The sequence below is a fragment of the Fulvivirga sp. M361 genome (assembly GCF_007097395.1).
Classification (GTDB): domain Bacteria; phylum Bacteroidota; class Bacteroidia; order Cytophagales; family Cyclobacteriaceae; genus Fulvivirga.
Window position 1 is genome coordinate 30,907 of sequence record NZ_VKDC01000032.1, and the last position, 17,224, is coordinate 48,130.

The 17,224-nt window shown below is 41.3% G+C and carries 14 protein-coding genes and 1 pseudogene; 9 read left to right on the top strand and 6 right to left on the bottom strand.

Annotation, left to right across the window (positions count from 1 at the left end):
• Positions 1-10 precede the first annotated feature (10 nt).
• From FNH22_RS24690 to FNH22_RS24705, 4 genes are read left to right on the top strand one after another with little or no spacing between them, the layout of a single operon-like run.
• Complete coding sequence (locus FNH22_RS24690; protein WP_143401180.1) at positions 11-724, top strand: ABC transporter ATP-binding protein; 714 nt, start codon at positions 11-13, stop codon at positions 722-724.
• Positions 721-1,878 carry an ABC transporter permease gene (locus FNH22_RS24695; RefSeq protein ID WP_143401181.1) on the top strand — a complete coding sequence of 386 codons (1,158 nt, stop codon included), beginning with the start codon at positions 721-723 and terminating at the stop codon, positions 1,876-1,878. The genes FNH22_RS24690 and FNH22_RS24695 overlap by 4 nt, the downstream gene beginning before the upstream one ends.
• The gene (locus FNH22_RS24700) at positions 1,875-3,149 is read left to right on the top strand and encodes an ABC transporter permease (RefSeq protein ID WP_143401182.1); all 1,275 of its coding nucleotides are present in this window, start codon (positions 1,875-1,877) and stop codon (positions 3,147-3,149) included. The genes FNH22_RS24695 and FNH22_RS24700 overlap by 4 nt, the downstream gene beginning before the upstream one ends.
• Before the next feature lie 18 nt (positions 3,150-3,167).
• Positions 3,168-3,899: an outer membrane lipoprotein-sorting protein gene (locus FNH22_RS24705; protein WP_143401183.1), complete on the top strand. Its 732-nt coding sequence runs from the start codon at positions 3,168-3,170 to the stop codon at positions 3,897-3,899.
• Between the two features lie 149 nt (positions 3,900-4,048).
• Here FNH22_RS24705 and FNH22_RS24710 read toward each other — a convergent pair whose 3' ends face one another.
• Positions 4,049-4,906 (bottom strand): esterase family protein, encoded by an 858-nt coding sequence (locus FNH22_RS24710; RefSeq protein ID WP_185154390.1) that lies wholly within the window; start codon positions 4,904-4,906, stop codon positions 4,049-4,051.
• Between the two features lie 168 nt (positions 4,907-5,074).
• Complete coding sequence (locus FNH22_RS24715) at positions 5,075-8,257, bottom strand: AsmA-like C-terminal region-containing protein (protein ID WP_143401185.1); 3,183 nt, start codon at positions 8,255-8,257, stop codon at positions 5,075-5,077.
• Positions 8,258-8,564: 307 nt separating this feature from the next.
• On the opposite strand from FNH22_RS24715, the gene FNH22_RS24720 reads away from it, so the two are divergent.
• Together FNH22_RS24720 and FNH22_RS24725 are read left to right on the top strand one after the other, a co-directional pair.
• Positions 8,565-8,849 (top strand): hypothetical protein, encoded by a 285-nt coding sequence (locus FNH22_RS24720; RefSeq protein ID WP_143401186.1) that lies wholly within the window; start codon positions 8,565-8,567, stop codon positions 8,847-8,849.
• Positions 8,850-9,199: 350 nt separating this feature from the next.
• Entirely contained in the window at positions 9,200-9,625 is a 426-nt protein-coding gene (locus FNH22_RS24725; RefSeq protein ID WP_255518153.1) for a discoidin domain-containing protein, read from the top strand.
• A gap of 15 nt (positions 9,626-9,640) precedes the next feature.
• On the opposite strand, the gene FNH22_RS24730 is transcribed toward FNH22_RS24725, so the two are convergent.
• The 4 genes and pseudogenes from FNH22_RS24730 to FNH22_RS24740 all read right to left on the bottom strand — a co-directional run bounded on the left by FNH22_RS24730 (position 9,641) and on the right by FNH22_RS24740 (position 12,021).
• Positions 9,641-10,024, bottom strand: a complete 384-nt coding sequence (locus FNH22_RS24730; RefSeq protein WP_143401188.1) for a RagB/SusD family nutrient uptake outer membrane protein — start codon at positions 10,022-10,024, stop codon at positions 9,641-9,643.
• Positions 10,021-10,161 (bottom strand): annotated as a pseudogene (locus FNH22_RS32990) (RagB/SusD family nutrient uptake outer membrane protein); the annotation flags it as partial. The pseudogene FNH22_RS32990 and the gene FNH22_RS24730, both read right to left, overlap by 4 nt.
• 24 nt (positions 10,162-10,185) lie before the next feature.
• On the bottom strand, positions 10,186-10,335 hold the full coding sequence (locus FNH22_RS32130) for a hypothetical protein (protein WP_185154393.1): 150 nt from the start codon (positions 10,333-10,335) through the stop codon (positions 10,186-10,188).
• A 711-nt stretch (positions 10,336-11,046) separates the two neighbouring features.
• Positions 11,047-12,021 carry a tail fiber protein gene (locus FNH22_RS24740; RefSeq protein ID WP_143401189.1) on the bottom strand — a complete coding sequence of 325 codons (975 nt, stop codon included), beginning with the start codon at positions 12,019-12,021 and terminating at the stop codon, positions 11,047-11,049.
• A gap of 404 nt (positions 12,022-12,425) precedes the next feature.
• Here FNH22_RS24740 and FNH22_RS24745 point away from each other — a divergent pair, with 404 nt between their 5' ends.
• The 3 genes from FNH22_RS24745 to FNH22_RS24755 all read left to right on the top strand — a co-directional run bounded on the left by FNH22_RS24745 (position 12,426) and on the right by FNH22_RS24755 (position 17,193).
• Complete coding sequence (locus FNH22_RS24745) at positions 12,426-14,180, top strand: tetratricopeptide repeat protein (RefSeq protein WP_185154394.1); 1,755 nt, start codon at positions 12,426-12,428, stop codon at positions 14,178-14,180.
• Positions 14,181-14,394: 214 nt separating this feature from the next.
• Complete coding sequence (locus tag FNH22_RS24750) at positions 14,395-15,561, top strand: hypothetical protein (protein WP_143401191.1); 1,167 nt, start codon at positions 14,395-14,397, stop codon at positions 15,559-15,561.
• Positions 15,562-16,077: 516 nt separating this feature from the next.
• A complete protein-coding gene (locus FNH22_RS24755) occupies positions 16,078-17,193 on the top strand; it encodes an AraC family transcriptional regulator (RefSeq protein WP_143401192.1) in 1,116 nt (371 codons plus the stop codon).
• The last annotated feature ends 31 nt before the right edge of the window (positions 17,194-17,224 follow it).

Sequence of the window (17,224 nt, forward strand, 5' to 3'; positions counted from 1 at the left end):
ATAAATTATTATGACTACTGAAAGTATCATTTCCATCAAAGACGTTACCAAACGGTTTCCTGTTGGAGGTGGAGAATTTACAGCACTGCATAAAATCAACCTGGAATTTGAAACAGGTGAATTTTCGGGATTGATCGGGCCAAGCGGTTCCGGTAAGACTACTTTGCTGAATATTATGGGGTCCCTAGATACTCCTACGGAAGGTCAGGCCATCGTTATGGGGAAGGACATTTCTAAACTTACCCATAAACAATCCGCATTATTGAGAAATATGCATTTAGGCTTTGTGTTCCAGGTGTACAATCTACTGCCTGTTTACACTGTTTTTGAGAATGTTGAGTTTTCTCTCTTGTTACAAAATTGGAGTGCTGCCGAAAGAAAGAAAATGGTAATGGAATCGTTGGAATGGGTGGGACTGCAAGATATAGCTGACAAAAAACCTGCAAAATTATCAGGAGGAGAAGGTCAGCGGGTAGCTATTGCCAGGGCCATGGTGAAGCGCCCTGAGATTGTGTTGGCCGATGAGCCTACGGCAAACCTGGACGCTGCCAATGCACACACCATAATACAGACCATGAAAAGGTTAAGCCACGAGTTGAAAACCACTTTCATATTTTCCACGCACGATGAAAAAGTGATGGGTTACCTGGACCGTATCATTTCTTTGGAAGACGGTAAGGTTAAAAAAGAACAACAGGTAGAAGCTAAATTTTCTCTGTCATGAAGCTTGCATTCATTTTAGCCTATAAAAATTTGATAGGGGCGGGTTTGCGAACATGGCTGAACGTCGGCATATTGTCATTTGCCTTTGTGCTGATCATATTTTACAATGGCATACTGGACGGGTGGAATGACCAGGCGCGCAGAGATACCATAGACTGGGAAATAGGGCAGGGGCAAATCAGCTTTAACCAATACGACCCTTTTGACCCTTTTACGGTTATGGATGGGCACGGAGTACTTCCGGAGAAAGATCGTAAGGGGTTGGTGCCTGTTTTATTGAGGCAAGGCACTATATACCCGGAAGGGAGAATGTTGTCTGTGATGATAAAAGGAATTGATGCCGGTCAAACTGCCTTGAAGTTGCCCACTCATTTATTAACGGAAAGTGATGCTGACATTCCCGTGATCATAGGCAAGCGAATGGCTAAATCAGCCAGGTTAAAAAAAGGGGATGAGGTATTGATACGGTGGCGGGATGATAAGGGCACTTATGACGCATCGAGTGTTACTGTAGAAGGTGTTTTTGACTGCAATGTCTCTGCCGTGGACCAGGGACAGGTATGGATGAGCATAGACAAGCTTTGGGAAATGACAGGGTTAAAGGACCACACTACCTATTCTATCATAACCGACGGGAAAATAAACAAGGTAGCAGATGGATGGAATTATTCATCCCGGGAGGACCTGTTATCCGATCTCACCAGGATGATAGCCATGAAGCAAAAGAGCAGTTCTATTATGTACGGCCTGCTGTTGACTATTGCTTTATTGGCCATTTTTGATACGCAGGTGCTGTCTATTTTCAGAAGGCAAAAGGAAATAGGGACCTACATAGCGCTGGGGATGACCCGTATGCGTGTGGTGTGGCTTTTTACAGTAGAAGGGACCATGTACAGTTTTTTAGCCACTGTGGTAGGATGTGTCTACGGCATTCCATTTTTTATCTATATGTCTAAAGCAGGGATGGGTATGCCTGAAGCCAATCAGGAAATGGGGATTGTGGTGGCTGAGAGAATATTCCCGGTTTACAGTGCAGGGCTCATTTTAAGTACTGTTGCTCTGGTGATAATCTCGGCTACTGTGGTGAGTTTTTTGCCCTCTCGTAAGATAGCCAAAATGAATCCGGTAGACGCACTTAAAGGAAAAATGCAATGATCAGGTTTTTGATAAAAGGAATTCTCGGAGATAAGAACCGTAGTGTGCTCCCCATTATCATTATTACCATTGGCGTATCACTTACCATTTTATTGAGTGGATACCTGCGAGGGGTAATGGGAGATATGATAGACCAGTCCGCTCGCTTTGATACGGGGCACGTCAAAATTATGTCGCGCTCTTATGCTGAAGATCAGGTGCAGATGCCTAATGATCTGGCTTTATTGGGAGTGGAGGCCATAAAAGAGCAATTGGCCAGTGATTACCCGGATGTACAATGGGCAGATCGTATTAAATTTGGAGGATTGATCGATGTGCCTGACGGCAAGGAAGGTTCTAAGGGACAAGGTCCGGCTGCCGGATTAGCTTTTGACCTGTTTTCCGGTGTCAGCGGAGAAGATGAACGTTTGAATATCTCTCATTCCATTGTAAAAGGAAAATTACCTTCTCAGCCAAGGGAGGCTTTGATAGGAAACGATTTTGCTGATAAGCTGAACATTCAAATGGGGGATGAGATCACCTACATGGGTACCACCATGAACGGAAGTATGACCTTTGAGAACTTTGTAGTGAGTGGCACTATTAAATTTGGCATCGCTGCCATGGACAAAGGGGCCATTATTATAGATATCTCCGATGCCCGGGTACTTCTGGATATGCATGACGCTGTTGGTGAACTCTTAGGTTTTTTTGAAGGAGGTGTTTATGACGACGATAAAGCGCTGGCAATAGCGGCTGAATTTAATCAAAAGTATGCGCATGACAAGGATGAGTATGCTCCCCAAATGTTTGCCTTGAGAGAACAAAACAGCTTAGGAGGTTACCTGGATTATGTCGACTATTTTGCCGGTTTATTTGTCGGGATCTTTGTGTTTGCAATGTCTGTTGTTTTGTGGAATACAGGATTATTGGGTGGTTTGCGAAGATACCAGGAGTTTGGTATTCGCCTGGCCCTGGGAGAATCCAGGGGGCACATTTATCGCACTTTGATTTACGAGGCAATATTCATTGGTTTCACAGGTTCTGTAGCAGGCACGATAGTCGGGCTTTCCGGCACGTACTACTTACAGGTATATGGCATAGACGTGGGAGATATGATGCAGGAAAGCACCATGATGGTACCCTCTATCATGCGCGCTAAAATGACACCTGACCTGTTATACATTGGTTTTGTACCTGGCTTGTTTGCCATGGTATTCGGCAACATGTTATCCGGTATTGGAATTTACAAACGATCTACAGCTTCTTTGTTTAAAGAGCTTGAGGTATAAAATAAAAAAGGACTGAAAATGAGAATATTCATCTTACTGACATTAACAGGGTTTGGTTTCAGGGCAGACCCTCCGACGGCCAAAGAAATCATTGAAAAGGTAGAATTTAATATGACTTCGGATACCAGGATCGTGGAATCTGAGATGGTGATTTATGGCAAACGTAAAAGCCGTACGATTTCCTCTCGCGGGTATTCCCGTGGAAAGTATGATAATTTTACAGAATACCTGGCCCCTGAAAGAGAGAAAGGGACCAAGATGTTAAAATTGAAAAACTATCTATGGATCTATTCTCCTTCTTCAGATCGTACGATACAGCTGTCCGGGCATATGTTACGTCAATCACTGATGGGTTCTGACCTTTCCTATGAAGATATGATGGAAGACCGAAACCTTATCGACCTATATGATGCTGTGCTTTCAGGCGAAGAAGAGGTTGATGGTCGTAAGGTATGGGTGCTGACGCTTACCGCTAAAGTGGATGATGCCACCTACCAAAGCCGGAAAATGTGGATCGATCAGGAGCGTTATGTGCCGCTTAAAGAAGAGTTGTTTGCCAAAAGCGGGCAGCTACTCAAGAGGATGGTAATGAGTGATGTACAGCAAATAGACCGCCGCTGGTACCCTATGAAGGTGAACTATAAGGATATGCTAAAAGAGAGTAAAGGTACCGATTTTAGGGTGACAAAAATTGAGATCAACCCGGTGATCCCTGATCACATTTTTACAAAAAGCAGTTTGAAGAAATAATAGGATGTATTTCCTTGGCTCTGGTAGTAACAACAAAGAAGGTCACCGATCATTCTGGTCATACGCTTGATTTGAACAATATATAGTAATTTGCATTAGCTTTTACAGGTAACCTTATTCTCAAGGCGCTTTGTACTCAGCATCGAGGTTCATTCATTGGAGGACTCTTTGCCTGAGTCATCCCATAGCCATTCAATGGCACCTTTAAAATGTTCTCCCATAAACTGGCCATGAGTACCCTCCGTTCTTACAAACTTGTAGTCATAACCTTTAAACTTAAAAGCAGCGGCCATTTGCTGGTTGGCCAACCATACATTTCCGAAGATAATATCAATGTCATTTGATCCGGCCTGCAAGTATACTTTGAGGTCTTTTTTAGGAGACGAACGTACCAGGTAAGGATAAATGTGACCACCGCGAATGTTAATGTAAGCACCGGCAAAACTTAATACGCGGTGAAAATAATCCGGTCTTTGCCAGGCGGCTGTAAATGAACAATTGCCACCAGAAGAGAACCCGCCGATAGCCCGTTGCATGGGATCATCGGTTAACCGGTAATATTTGGCAACTTCCGGTATCAGTGTGTTGATCAAAAAACTGACATAACGATCGCTCAGTTCGTCATATTCTTCACTGCGTTTAGAGTTCTCCATACGGTTTTCAGGATAATCTTCATCAATATTGCCCGGCTCAGCAAAAATGGCGATCGTCACAGGCATTTTATTAGCATGGATCAGTTCATCAAATACATCGGGAGCATAATGCCTTTTATCTACATAAGGGTGGTCTTTATCGGCGAAAACCCAACCATCCTGAAATACCATGAGGGCTGCGTCAGATTTTCCGTCGTATTGAGCCGGTACATATAAATAGTATTCCGGTATAGTTTTGTTTGGTATATAAGTATGTTGGTAATGGAGTGTTTTGTTACCGTACCTTTGGGAATGACACTTTCTATCAGTGTCTTCGGGGCATTTGCAGGCTGTTTTTATCCCTTGTCTGGGCATGGGATAATGCATGGAGTAGCACAACGATAAACAATAGGAGGGGCTTTGGCATGGGCTTATTTTTCAGTAGATGTTACCACATCTGGTTAAAATCACTGTGTCAAAACACAGCGTCAAGTTAGCGGAATTTTGATTTTTAAGCCTTTAATGTGATTTTTCAATCTTAAATCACTTAGCGTCAGCCTTTTTTTTACCCAAAGAGATCTTATAATCTTCGGGGGTTCCTGAGACTTTAAGGTTAATGAACCGGGTACGTTTTGTCTCGTCCCGGTATTCGATCTCATCAATTTCGTCCGGGTTATTATTTTCCTTTTTGCCAAAAAGTTTTTGTGAAGCTGCTTTGGTGACCACTTTCCAGGGTATACGCAGGTAATATTCCATGCTCAGGTCAGTATTTTGCTTTCCTGATACTTCGAAAAAGCCCAGGCTGGTGTTAATATTCATTTTAGGAATGTAAAGTGTGCCCTGGTCCAGGTCCAGCTCATTGCGAAGTGTATCAAATACCACATGCTGTAGGTTTTTATCTTTGAAGTAGTCTGCCAGGGCGTTAAAGGCAGAATAGTCCATCAGGCTACCGTTGAGTACTTCTATTTCCATATGGAGTTCTGAGTCATCAATGCTGGGAACCAGATCGGCATGTACGTGTACCTTTCCTGTGAGGGTGGCGTTAAGATTACCCTTCAGGTTTTCAGAAACAAGATGGTCCTGACCGAAATTTTCGAATTTGAACAATAGCTTTTCCAGGTCTATGTTTTTCACATTCATTTCCGGGTTGAAATAGATATTATCCGGGTCTGATCCGTTGAAGTAGCCTTTTAGGTTCACTTCTCCGCCCGCCGTAGCCAATGAAAAGGTGTCTACATAGGCATAGTGGTCCTCTTGTATGCGGCCTCTCATGACAAAATTGTCCAGCAAGTAGCGGTGGTAATTGATATGGTCAATAGCGAAATCAAATCGCATATTTGTGAAAGGCAGGTCAAATACATTGAATCCTTTTTCATGATCTACCGGAGTAGTAATTAAAGTATCATTAGCAGCAGGCGGGTTATAACTGAAAAGCTGGTCAAAGTCCAGGTGTGGGGCTTTAAAGGTAAAGGCATTTTCTTTTTTGGGGATGCTGTCGCTGCCCAGATAGTAAGTAAGATTAGTTTTAAACTCACTTCGCCCCAGTTTGCCACCAAAGTTTTCTACCGTTAAGTAGTCATCTTCCAAATGTATACGACCGTTGAATTTTTCGAAAGGCATATCGTGTACTTTCATTTTGGCCTGTAGCAGATCAATGTAAAGATCTGATGACTTCAAGGTTTTGCTGAAATGCAAGTCAGCAAAACCGTGTGTTTTGAGCTGTTGAAACTCCTCATGCCTGTAATCTTCAGGTACATAGTTTTCTCCGCCATAGGAAAAGAGGTCTTCCAGTTGTAGCAATTCTGACGTCAGGTCAAATTCAATCCTCGTATCTCCCTTAGGTTGTTCTGCAAACCAGAGGTCGTATTGCTTGAGCTTTCCGGTAAAATGAAAATCACTTTGATCGATCATGCCCGTGAAATCGATGATACGAAAATCCTGATCGTCAATAAGTACGTCAGCATGGAAGTCATGAAGCGTATGAGGATAGTTGGACAGCTTTGCATAGAGGTCTTCAATAAAAAATTCTCCCACCGGCAGTGTAGGAGACTCGGTAAAGTCTTTTGCCGAGCTATTGAATTTAAGCTTCATGCTGAGGTCCCTGATCTGTTCATTCATCCCGCTATCGACACTATCGTTCTTATACGTTAACTGATCCAGGTCGATCAGATCGGACGTGATAGACATGTTAGCGGTAACAGGGATCGACGTATGGTGAAGGATGGCCGGCAGGTCACTCACTGTTGCCTGGATGGTGACGTCAGAATCCCCCACTTTAACATATAGCTCATCAATAGAAGCCTCATGTCCGTCCATGGTGGCTTTAATATCTATTTGATGTACAGGCAGGTGGTATGCAGGTGTTGTGAAGCTGAGGTTTTTTACTTCTAATTCAGTGAAGTAGGACTCATTGAGTTTTTCGATGCTTTTTTCCGGGTTGCTCAAATCTACGATGTCATGAAAATTCATGGTCAACGCTACATCACCCTTTAACTCCTCCAGCCCCTCAATGTTGAAAAATTTGCTGAGAAAGTCCAGGTCAAAGGCCGAAACGACTTCCATATTAATTTCCGGAGCGTCAAAATTTTTGACACTAAGGTTTCCTTTGAATATACCTGCGTCCGGTTTGGCCGAAAAGTCCATGAGCGAAAACTCCATAGTGGTGGGGTTACGCAATGCTCCATTGGTGAAGTGTCCTTTAAAATAGAGTTCGTCCAGTTTTCGATCTGAAAGGGTATTATTGAAAAAAGCCTCATCACAACCAAAATCCGCGACGATCAACGGGTTATTGCCGTTCAGCGATCTGCCTTTAACAGATGCTTTAAAATAGATCTTGCCGCCGTTATCATACCGGGCCATAACAGGGGCCAATTCTTCCGGGGCCAGGGCCATGAAAAGGTCAAAATTAGGTTTGTTACCCGTAAAATTCAGGTCCAGGTTCATTTCATCGTCGACATCTATGGTGCCGTCCATTAAAAAAAGAGCGTTTTCCAGGACCACTTCCGATGGTTCAATGGCTAATATACCTGTGCTATTCGTATAGTCGAGCCGGGTATGTAGTTTGACGTTCTTGTGATGTACAAAGGACGTATCGCCCTGAATGATCACATTCAGTAAAAAACGACTGTCCAGGGTTATATTGAAATGATCGGGACTGGTCTCAAAATCAGACTGGGCATCGTCAATAAACGCATCGATCAAAACATCGTTTGCTTCATTCAGCTTCATTATGTCGATATGCGTGAGGTGGATACCATTCAGGTCCAGGTGAAATTCATCTTTTACCTCCTCTGCATTCATTTCCTTTTCACTGGACAATGCATTGCTGATGTTAAAAGACCCGTCCGCATGCTGGATGAGTTTGACGTAACCTTCCGTAAGTTTCAGTGCTTTGATCTCTATTTCACCACTTACCAACGTCCAGAAGTCAAAGCCCAGGTATACGTTCTCTATGTCCAGAAGGGGTTCATCCGAGTCCTTTTTAGTGGCGTAGACCCGTACATTTTCCAGGTCGATAGAGATATAAGGAAAATTGGCAAACGGAGAGATATGACTTCCTAAAATGGTAAGGCGTCCTTTGAAGTCTTTATTGACCGTAGAAATGAACTCCTGTACTATGGCGTCCTGCTTGTATTTCAATAATACAACGAATACCCCAAAAGAGAGAATGGGTACAAGGACAATGCTGATAACGAGCAGTTTCCAAACCCTTCGAGTTCCGGACATGAATGGCGTTTAGTTTTAATTTATCCCTTTTAAAAACATATCTAAAAGTCACTTAGTTTGCAAGATATAACTAAAATAGATACGCTTCTAAATCCTTATATACATAAGTTGGGAAGAGAATATAAATTAGTTGATTGTGTCGTGTCATTTTTAAAGGAGTTATCAGGTTAAACGAAAACATAAAGTGTGCCAATTGTCATCGTGCTGTCAGAAAAAAAGAGGGATTTTAAAACCCATTAGGTACTAATGTACGTTAGTAAACCGACAGTTGATCCTGTACTGTTTTTGTACAACATAATACCACGCTATGCTATTGGATTTCTTTCTTGTCGGCCTTGCATTTTATCTTTCTATTCCGGCCGTGGTGGGTTATTTTGCTTATAGCTATGGACGTTCCTTTTGGTTATGGTTTACATTAGGCACGTTCCTACCCATCGTGAGCCACATCATTTTGGTGGTACTGGTCACCTTGGATGAGCGAAAAACCGCCCATAATGAACTGAACAGGAGGGAAGAAGCCGAAGCAGGGCGTATGGTAAAGTCGCTGCTTAAAACATTAGAAGAGGAACGGAAGCTTACCGAATTGCGGTGAGTTGGTCAGTCCTTTTAATGGATCTGCTGCCTTTGATCGTACAGTAAGTTAAGCTCGTTTGGGCTGGATGACAGAACATCACAGGCGGTAATTGCGAACCCTGAGCGTAGGCTTGCGGGTAGTGTGAAGCAATCTCCTTATCGTACGTCGGTGGTTTCTAGGCATACCAATGAGAGGTGTCACAGAACCTTGAACCAAAATTACAAGACCGTAATGAGCTTGACATAAGTGGTATTGAACCTGACGAACTGATTTTGAACAGTTCTTATGGTAAAATGTTGAGGTATCATATCCCAAAAGTTACAAACTACCTCTGAACCTAACTTATTCGAAAAAGTACCTGGACTGCAATAGACTTCAGCACCCAGGAAGATCAAGGAGGTGAAGGTGATACCAGGCGAGCAGCAGATATTCTTGATGGAGATAAGAGCGTCTATTATCATTCCTGCAGGAGTGGTTGCACGGCTACATCCTCATATCATATATCAATAGATATGGGCCAATCCTTTAAAATGTATGGATTCCGATTTACACAGAGACAAACGATTTCCAGAGCCGTGAAAGACATAAAATTGCAAATAAGTTCAGATATTAGCCATTGGGAAAGCGTAGGTAATTTTGTGCTGCAAAGAGCGTCGGACGATCAGGATATAAATCTCTCTGAGCCAAAGGCATTCAGGTATTTTAAATTCATAGCTAAATCTGCGCACGACGTTGAAAGCAGATCACTAAAACTATTGGTACATAATTCTATCCTGGTAAAGAGCTTTAAATAACTACGTGAAGATGTTTTAGCCGGGACAAACCGACTTTCTGACCATCGAAACCTTGGTTGATGGAGATGCAGCCGTAAGTGGTGAACTGGCTGTAATTAACCGGTTTATATCATTTTCCATATTTTTTTTAATAACCATCATTCTGCGGATACCCGGCCCCGAAGAGTTCGAGCTCTGATCCCGGAATGGGTAGATTTTCATAAAGTCTTGGATACTTCCTCTTGCCTGTTTGTGCCCATTGTCATTGCCGCCATATTGTGAGATCTGCGATACCAATTTATTAGTTCTCTTAAGCGTAAAAAACCGTTGTCCTTCAAAGAACAATTCACGCGGTCGTTCATCGAGAATGGTTTGCAGGTCGATGCTGCCCTTTGGCAAGGCATTCGCACGCGTTCTTATGGCATAAGCTGGTCCAGTGCCAGACCTGTATTATTCAGATACATGTTAGCCTCTGCCGCTATGAGGTAGATTTCTGCCAGGCGGTAGACCACAATATTGGAAGTAGTCGATACTTCGGTAGGTATGCCGTCTTCCTCGAAATACTTAAGTACAGGTAATAGCTAGATCATATAGGTGTCATCGTCCCTGTCATCGTCAAGGTCTTCTCTCAATAGATCGATCAAACAGACATTAGGAAGTAATAAGGCCCCACCACGCCCTCCGTTTTCGTTGGAATAATCTGCTCCATCAATCAATTTGTGATTTGCCATGCCTTTGTCCTGGGTACAGTTTACTGCATTTACGCCCATTATGCGGGATCACCTCTGGCAAAACCGACCCACGAATGTCAATATATGGTTCAATGAAGAACTCCCGGGTATTTTAAGAGTATGCCGATATTCATATGAGTCTGGTTCCATACATCCGGCAATACCTTGCCGAATATCATAAAAATGGAGTTACGATGGTATGACACCTGATGTTGGAATTTCGGCAGGAACCGGACACTCATAATTGCTAATACCAGTATATGCTCAGCCCCAAATACCTGGTTGCTCTTGTGGTTGATAAAGTTGCAACAGAAAAGGCTATCTATTTCTTACCTGGAAAATGGAAAAACTTCTGGAGTACAGATATAATCGATTCCAAAGGGAATGGATAACCGTTAAGGCCCCGATAGATACGATCCCTGTTTTGAACGATTACTATTTGATGAATAGTTGTGCCAATGAATTTCGAATTTTGCTTCTTTCTTGTTCGAAAGTCATTAAGACATTTCGTAAATCCTATTTTGATTAGTTCTTATGGTGAAATGTTGAGATATCATATCCTAAAAGTTACCTCTGAAGTACACCCGGATCACAAATTTATTTCTAAATCAGCTCGCATATTGGCGATAGCGTCATATGCGACAGGTAGTTGGCAAACACCAGTTGCCACGAGGAAATATGTGCATTTATTTTATTGTTTGTTATGATCTTTTATTCGTTTTCAAGGCTCTGAACCTTTCTTTTTAATTCCTTAATCTCTTTGTTTTGTTTGATCAGATAAAGTGTTAATTCCTCAATCTTCTGCAGAAGTTTAATGTTCATTTCTCCAACTAACAACCCATTTTTTTTCATTTCTTTTTCAGAGGCAATTTCAGGAAGATGCTTATTCTGACCTATAAATTTTTCCGTTTCTTCAAGTGACCTTAAGTTATATGAACTGTCAAAAACAAAATCAGCTCCCGCATCTATGGTAACTTTTACTTCTCTAGAATGTACGTTACCTGCGACTGTTAATTTAGAATCTGGAGTCATAGTTCCAATTCCAACGTTGCCATCATATCTTATTCTCATTTTTTCTGTAAGCTGACCGCTGTTAGAAGTGCTAAAACTTATGCTTCCAGCTTCTTCGTTGGCCAATCCATAATCCAATATACCTTTAATAGAAGAAGCAGGGTTAGGTAGATAATTTTTCCTTGGATGGAACACCATCGAAATAGTGTTTGTTTGAGAGTCAAAACTTGATAATTTCAGAACATTGGGATCAACCCCAAAACCAGTTACTTCTAGTTTTGTCTCAGGTTGGTTTGTTCCGATTCCTATGTTCCCGTCATACCTTATTCTCATTTTTTCTGTGAGTTGACCACTGTTAGAAGTGTTAAAACTTATGCTTCCAGCTTCTTCGTTGGCTAATCCATAATCCAATATACCTTTAATAGAAGAAGCAGGATTGGGTAGATAGTTTTTCCTTGGATGGAACACCATCGAAATAGTGTTTGTTTGAGAATCAAAGCTTGATAATTTCAGAGCATTGGGGTCAACCCCAAAACCAGTTACTTCTAGTTTTGTCTCAGGCTGGTTTGTTCCGATTCCAACGTTACCACTAATTTTATAGTCTCCGTTAATATCGTACTGAGCCCAAAGAAGTGTTGGGAAGAGAATAGCAGTACTCAAGATTATTTTTTTCATGTTTTACGATTTAAGTTTTCAAGGTGCAGAATTAATCATAACAATTTGATAAGTCTACAAATTTATATATTATCCACGTATCCAAACTTCTACGAAGTGCACTCCATATGGAGCGCATTTAAGCAAAGCGTAATGCGTTTCATTTTCTTCTAACATACGCGCCGGGAGGCATAGAACGAATCAGGATAAAAGCCGCTTCAATGCATCTTTCATTGTTCGAGGGCAGTATTAAAGGGCTGTAAACGAGGAGAGTACTCCATCTCAAACCATTCCACATAAATCTGTATTTTCACGTTTTTAAATACCACCTATTGACTCGATTAAGCACAACTATGAGCCGATTTATTGTCTTACTGTTTCTAATAACCTGCCGGGTGTCGGTCACATTCGGGCAATCCCAGGTAATGGACAGCCTGTTTCAGGTTTTGGTGCAAAGTAAAGATGCAGAAAAGGGAAAAATCTACGCAAAACTGGCGTGGGAATACCGCTTTACCAACCCCGATTCGGCTATAGTTTTAGCTGAAAAAGGACTAGAACTTCAAAATAATTTAAGTGATAAAGCGGCACTATACAAAGCCCTGGGCATTGCCTACACCATAAAAACCGAGTATCCCAAAGCCATTGAACTATTTAAGCAAAACTTAAAAATAAGCAAAGAAACAAACGATTTAAAAGGACAAGCCCATTCCGAAACCAACATTGGTGTGGTGTACTACTATCAGGGCGATTATGCTACCACGCAAACGTATTATTTTAAAGCATTAGCTACGTTAGAAAAATTAGGTGATGCCCGTGGTATTGCTACCTGTCTCCAAAATATCGGCAGTGTGTATGCCAAAATTTCAAAATTTAATAAGGCGTTAGAGTACTACAAAAGGGCCTTGCAGAAACACGATGAATACCAAGGTACACCAGATGACCGCGCGTCTATCATTCAAAATATGGCAATGATCTATGGCACAAAAAACAAGTTGGATAGCGCTTTGATGTATTACAAACAAGCTGAAAACATATTCATTTCAACCAAAAATTACAGAAATCTGGGCGGCACAAATACCAATCAAGGCACGTTGTATGTGCAAATGAAAAAGTACGATGAAGCCATGACCTGTTTTCGTTCAGCCCTAAAGTATCAAGAAAAAATCGGCAATGAAAAAGGGAAACTCAATACGCTTTCAGCAATTTCCAAACGCTATTTAGAGACCAAAAACTTAGATAGTGCGCTGTATTATTCAAAAAAAGCATACACCAAAGCCAAAGCACTCAACACCCAACGTAAACGTTTTGAGATTAACAAACGGTTAGTTAAAATCCACGAACAGTCAGGTAATTATCAACAGGCGTTACGCTGTCAAAAAGAAAATGAAGTACTGCGGGATTCCTTATATGGATTGGATATGGAAAAGCACCTTTCGGAACTCGAAACAAAGTACGACACCCAAAAGAAGGAACAAGAAATTGAGTTGCTGAATAAAGATGTACAGATTAAAAAACAAGAAAACCGGGCGCAAACACTTTACATCACCTTGTTAATCATTACGTTATTGGCGCTCAGCGTGTTTGTGTTTTTTTTACTAAACCGAATAAGTTACCGAAGAAAATTACTGTCGCAACGCCAGCAGCTTTACAAAAAAGAAAAAAATGAACAAGCCCTTTTAGTAAAACAATCGCAATTAGAACAAGAAAAAGAAATTGCAGAACGAAAAATAAAAGAAGCCGAGAATTTAAAATTGAAACAGGAAATTGAACACAAAAATCGTGAATTGCTATCTATGACCATGAATATGAGCGATAAAAACAAGGTCCTGAATGAAGTGTTGAGGCACTTAAAGGAAAACCCTGAAATTTCTATTAAAAAAATTCAATCTGTCATTAAGAACACGCTCAATTTAGATGCCGATTGGCAAAAATTGCAGCTTCATTTTAACCAGGTACATCCACATTTTTTTGATACGTTGCGTGAGTTGTACCCAACCATTACATCTTTGGAACTGAAGCATTGCGCTTACCTGAAAATTGATTTATCCATCAAAGACATTGCCCGCCTTCTAAACATTTCGCACAAAAGTGTACAAATGGCACATTACCGTCTAAAGAAAAAGATGCAATTGCCTGAGGATGTTACGCTTTCCAGCTACTTGCATGGGCTTAAAGAGTAAGGCAGTTTGGTCATTGCTTACGGCGGACCTTTGCTAAAACTTCATACCTCAACATCTTTCAACTTTTAATTTATTAAAGACAACAAGCTTAATATCAGAAAATTAAAATCCATGTAGAGCATTTGTAGAGCGCTTAGTAGAGGGTTTGTAGTTTCAATTAGCTGCTCAAAGCTTTCTGTTCTTTCAACTTTGTTTCAAATTAATTTTAAAAATTATGATGATAAAAAATTGGAAGAATTACTTACTTGGGCTTTGTGCAATGCTATCGGTTTATACCCTTAGTGCGCAAAGTTTATTTCTGGCGGTAACCAAAAATGGCAACACAGGTTATGTAGTAAAAAGTGCGGATGGCGGAAAAACAGTTGCTACCATTTGGGACGGCGAAATGGATGCCCAAACCCCTCAAAATAGATTATATGACATTGCCTCTGGCGATGGCAAAATTGTAGCCGTTGGTAATATGGTATTAACCTCGTTAGACAATGGTAAATCCTGGCAAGAAAGCAATGTATATTATGGAACAGGTGCTACAGTTTTTCCTAATAGAAAAGCCATGCGAGCCGTTGCTTATGGCGACGGATTTTTTGTGGCTGCCGGCGAATATCACATTATCTACTCTAAAGATGGTGTAGATTGGAAGTTTGTACGAACAGGCGAAATGAGCATTGCCGAAAAGCGAAATGCAGGCATCAGCACGGAAAATGTCAAGTCTACAAAACGTCCGAAATTAAGTGTAGAAAGCCTTAAAAAGAAAGTAGAAAACCCTGGCCAACTTAAAGCACCTGGCAGAAAAGGCGAGATTGCACCAGATATTGCGCCCGGCTTAAAAACCCCGCTAAATATGCTGTTTGCCAACGGTAAGTTTTATCTCGTGGGCGGCAATATGGAAATGACAGGCAAAATATTAGCCATTAAAGGCGATAAAGTTGTGGTAGAGCAAGACATGGACCTTACAGGAAACGCTTCAAAAATAAGCACAGGCGGATTGAAAGCCATAGCATGGGATGGTAAGAACACGCTGCTTGCCTGTATAAACAGTACCAAAAGTGCCTATTCTAACGATATGGGAAAAACGTGGAAATACCTTTTTAACCCTGATAAAAACCAAATTTGGGGCGCTGCTTACGGTGGTGGAAAATGGGTGGCTGCAAGTCCGTTCAGTGATATTTTTATTTCAACAGATATTACCCAAAAATGGACGGAAAGTCTAACCAGAGGTGGTGGCAGAGGTGCTGTAAATGCTATGATTCATGATGGAAAGCAGTTTATTTTAGTCGGTAATGATATGGGCATTTTTGTATCTGAAGATGGCGCTAATTGGGAGCGTACTGCAACTGCTCAAAACGGCTATCATATTGGTGGCATTACGGTGGTTAATTAAAAAATAGCACCTTAAAGATTCCCTCCCTCTGGAGCGCATTTAGCGATAGCATAATGCGTTCCCGTTTTCTTCCAAAATCGAACATTTAGCATTTACAATGCGCATATTCTTGATGAACCCATTTTAAATAGTTCTTATAGTAAAATGTGCAAGTATCATACCCCAAAAGCTACCTCTAAAGTACACCCGGATTAAAAATTCTATTCCTAAATCAGCACGCATGATGTTAGCACCGTAGGCGTGCAAGGTAATGGACTTTTCTGATCGTTTACATTTTTCATTAAGGACCGGTTTAGGAAACTTTCAGGTGCACTTGACCGGCGAACAGTTCTTAACAGTTCGGCAAAGCAGATCCATCCTTTTAATAAGGAGATTGCTTCTTCCATAACACACTCGCTTAGCATTGACGGTAAAATTGAGGTTTTGGAATAAGACGGGTGACAAGTCAAATGCTTGAACAGCAAATCATAAGCACTGAGAATTGTATATTTAAGAGCAAACCGTATCATTGTTTGGATGATTTTAACATTTTTGGATGTATTGGTATTACTCGGTGTAATACTGGGCCTTTTCCTGTCCGTATTACTATTCAGCTCCAGGTCTTTCAGGAGTGATGTGCACCGGTACTTTGTCCTGGTTGTTGCCTCATTGAGCTCAATACTTACTTATGTTTACTTTGAACAGCACTTTCCGGCCGTAGCGCTGCTGGAACTCATTAGTTGGGAGTTCTTGTTTCCTTTCGCTTTTATGATGTATGTTTTAAAAGCTATTAAGTATCCGCTCGGCAGTAGTGGAAAAGTCTGGTGGTGGGCAGCTCCTTTTTTAATATTGACCCTTGCCTATTTTGTTGACTTCTTTTTGGGGTTTGATCTATTCTATTGGCTGGCAGGCAATAACTTGGAAAAACTGGAAATAATGATTGAAGTAAAGGCGTTTACTTTTTTACTGTTCTCAATCTTGCTGGTGGGCTTTTCTTATATCAGGATCAGGCGGGCGAAAGGGCTTTACAAAACTGAAAGACGGTGGCTTGAGCTAAACAGCTTATTCTTATTGGTCTATTTGTGGGTATGGATGTTAGGTGACCCGATAACACTGCTTTTCGATGTGACCATTTGGAATTACCTGTTGGCCATACTGGCTATTTTCCTGGTATGGGTCACTTATCGGGGTATTCATCATCTCAATATTTCTGAACAAAGAAGACAAATTCAGCGAATAGAAGTTAAAGCTGTGGCTATAACAGCTAAGAAAGAGCCCCTTGAAGGAGACCACTTCATGGCCACTCAGGATATACGTTCGCCGATCTACCAAAAAACGGCAGATAAACTCCAAAAACTCAATACGTTGATGGTAGATGAACAGATGTACTGTGACCCCAACCTGACCCGTACTATGGTGGCGGAAAAACTGAACATCAGCGAAGGTTATTTAAGTGAACTGCTCGGGACCAACCTGAAGATCGGTTTTAATGATTTTATCAATAAATTTCGGGTGGATCGCGCCATTAACATGTTCCATGATCGTCAATTTCATTTGTTTTCAATCGAAGCCATTGGTTTTGAAGCAGGCTTTAAGTCCAAAAGCGTTTTTTACACAGCATTCAAAAAGGGTTACTCAAAAAACTCCTGGTGAGTATCGTAAAGTTTTGAATTTGTCCTGATAT

Bases quoted from the DNA above. Each gene is read 5' to 3' on its own strand.
- FNH22_RS24690 (WP_143401180.1), top strand. From the start codon at position 11: ATGACTACTGAAAGTATCATTTCCATCAAAGACGTTACCAAACGGTTT.
- FNH22_RS24695 (WP_143401181.1), top strand. From the start codon at position 721: ATGAAGCTTGCATTCATTTTAGCCTATAAAAATTTGATAGGGGCGGGT.
- FNH22_RS24700 (WP_143401182.1), top strand. From the start codon at position 1,875: ATGATCAGGTTTTTGATAAAAGGAATTCTCGGAGATAAGAACCGTAGT.
- FNH22_RS24705 (WP_143401183.1), top strand. From the start codon at position 3,168: ATGAGAATATTCATCTTACTGACATTAACAGGGTTTGGTTTCAGGGCA.
- FNH22_RS24710 (WP_185154390.1), bottom strand. From the start codon at position 4,906: ATGCCCAGACAAGGGATAAAAACAGCCTGCAAATGCCCCGAAGACACT.
- FNH22_RS24715 (WP_143401185.1), bottom strand. From the start codon at position 8,257: ATGTCCGGAACTCGAAGGGTTTGGAAACTGCTCGTTATCAGCATTGTC.
- FNH22_RS24720 (WP_143401186.1), top strand. From the start codon at position 8,565: ATGCTATTGGATTTCTTTCTTGTCGGCCTTGCATTTTATCTTTCTATT.
- FNH22_RS32130 (WP_185154393.1), bottom strand. From the start codon at position 10,335: ATGGCAAATCACAAATTGATTGATGGAGCAGATTATTCCAACGAAAAC.
- FNH22_RS24740 (WP_143401189.1), bottom strand. From the start codon at position 12,021: ATGAAAAAAATAATCTTGAGTACTGCTATTCTCTTCCCAACACTTCTT.
- FNH22_RS24745 (WP_185154394.1), top strand. From the start codon at position 12,426: ATGGACAGCCTGTTTCAGGTTTTGGTGCAAAGTAAAGATGCAGAAAAG.
- FNH22_RS24750 (WP_143401191.1), top strand. From the start codon at position 14,395: ATGATGATAAAAAATTGGAAGAATTACTTACTTGGGCTTTGTGCAATG.
- FNH22_RS24755 (WP_143401192.1), top strand. From the start codon at position 16,078: ATGATTTTAACATTTTTGGATGTATTGGTATTACTCGGTGTAATACTG.